The 1,673-nt window shown below is 63.7% G+C and carries 3 protein-coding genes; 2 read left to right on the forward strand and 1 reads right to left on the reverse strand.

From position 1 onward, the window contains the following. The first annotated feature begins 180 nt into the window (after positions 1–180). Positions 181–858 carry an amino acid-binding protein gene (locus AAFP05_RS11880; RefSeq protein ID WP_341730083.1) on the forward strand — a complete coding sequence of 226 codons (678 nt, stop codon included), beginning with the start codon at positions 181–183 and terminating at the stop codon, positions 856–858. A 16-nt stretch (positions 859–874) separates the two neighbouring features. Next, complete coding sequence (locus AAFP05_RS11885) at positions 875–1,378, forward strand: hypothetical protein (protein ID WP_341730084.1); 504 nt, start codon at positions 875–877, stop codon at positions 1,376–1,378. A 17-nt stretch (positions 1,379–1,395) separates the two neighbouring features. Here AAFP05_RS11885 and AAFP05_RS11890 read toward each other — a convergent pair whose 3' ends face one another. Beyond that, the gene (locus tag AAFP05_RS11890; RefSeq protein WP_341730085.1) at positions 1,396–1,635 is read right to left on the reverse strand and encodes a hypothetical protein; all 240 of its coding nucleotides are present in this window, start codon (positions 1,633–1,635) and stop codon (positions 1,396–1,398) included. Between the last annotated feature and the right edge of the window lie 38 nt (positions 1,636–1,673).

A 1,673-nucleotide genomic window follows, 5' to 3' on the forward strand; every position in this document is an offset into this window, starting at 1 on the left:
GATAAGGCGGAGGTTCGCCCTCGTGCTGGTAGCACGTGGGCGCGGCCGACAACGCGATCAGGCGCCCGATCCAGGAAGCGACACGCAGCGGTAATTCTCTGGAGGGTCCTAAATGCAATGTCATCTGATCGAAACGTGTCCTATTCCTCGCTGGTTTGCTCAACGGGCAGACTGAGTGACATGTTCTTGCTGCGAATCCAGATGCCCGATCGTTCCGGCGCGCTCGGCCAGGTGGCCACCGCTATCGGTTCGGTTGGTGCGGACATCCACCTGATAGAGGTTGTGGAGAAGGCAACCAGCCGGACCGTTATCGATGACTTCCTGCTGCAGCTGTCCCCCGGTACCCTGCCCGAAGACCTGGTCTCGGCCTGCCTGCAACTGGACGGGGTTCAGGTGCTCTGGCTTTCCCGCTACCCCGACGGCTACGGCATCGAATCCGACGTGGCGATCGCCAGCGAGATCGGCGAGCACCAGGAGCGAGCGCTCGAGGTTCTCTTGGAGCGGGTTCCCCAGGTCTTCCATGCGCAGTGGGCCGCGGTCATCGGGATCAAGGAAGAGAAGGTACTGATGGGTACCGAGAACGCTCCCCAGCTGGGCGCAGAGCAGATCGCGGCCCTCGAACCGTTCACCATCGAGCACTTCTCCGAGATGTCGGAAGCCTGGCTGCCGGGTTGGGGCGGGGTGGCGCTGGCGGTGATTCCCGCCGGACCGGAACGGCTGCTGGTGGCCGCCCGTCACGGTGGCCCCGATTTCCTTGAATCGGAGCTGTACCGGCTGCATCATCTCGTCCGGCTTGCCAAGGGCACCCGTGGTGACAGGCCGGCCACCCACCACGCTGCCATGCCCGCGGAGAACTAGCTGACATACTGGGCGCATGCACGGAGTCTGGTGGCACCTTCTGCTGGCCGTGGGCTTCGGCCTGGTCGGAGCGTTGGTTCCGGTGCTGAACGGTGAGGCGTTCATTGCCGCCACCCTGGCCGCGCGTCTCATCGGCCCGGTCGAGGTCGGGGTTTGTCTTGGGCTGGGCCAAGGCCTCGGCAAGATGATCCTCTTCCAGGCGGTCCGGCAGGCGAAGCGGCTGCCGATCTTGCACCGCACGTCTGCCGAGCATCCGCCCCCCGAACCCGGCAGCTGGCGATACCGCTGGGCTCGCCTGGTGGAGTGGGGCACGGCGTTGGTCGAGAGCCCACGCTGGGGTCCACTCGGATTGTTTCTCTCGGGCTCGCTCAGCGTGCCGCCGAACTACGCGACCACAATCATGGTCGCAACCACGAAGATCAACTTCGCGGTCTTCTCGATCTTCATCACGGTGGGCTTCATCGTCCGTTACGTGGTGGTCGCTTTCGCGTTGACAGGGGTCTTCAAGCAACTCTTCTGACCCGGCCGGCCAACAGGTCAGGCAGTGATTCCCATCAGGATCTTATAGAAGAAGTTGCCCAGCAGGAAAAGCGCCACGACAAGCGCCGAGAAGGCAGCGGTGACGGTCCAGCGGGCACGCTTCTTCTGCTTCGTCGTCGGAACCCGCTGCGGCCCCCACTCCCCGATCACCGGCTGCACCCGCACCGGGATGTCGGAGCTGAGGTTGAGGTCGCTGTTCACGACCTTCAATTTGTTCATGGTGGTCTTCAACCGCATGGGGTCGATAGTACTGGTCGTGGATCACGCCACCTCGA

The organism is Brooklawnia sp. (assembly GCF_032229645.1).
GTDB lineage: Bacteria > Actinomycetota > Actinomycetes > Propionibacteriales > Propionibacteriaceae > Brooklawnia.

What these genes read in the sequence shown, in the direction of transcription:
- AAFP05_RS11890 (WP_341730085.1), bottom strand. Translation starts at nt 1,635, where the DNA reads ATGCGGTTGAAGACCACCATGAACAAATTGAAGGTCGTGAACAGCGAC.
- AAFP05_RS11880 (WP_341730083.1), top strand. Translation starts at nt 181, where the DNA reads ATGTTCTTGCTGCGAATCCAGATGCCCGATCGTTCCGGCGCGCTCGGC.
- AAFP05_RS11885 (WP_341730084.1), top strand. Translation starts at nt 875, where the DNA reads ATGCACGGAGTCTGGTGGCACCTTCTGCTGGCCGTGGGCTTCGGCCTG.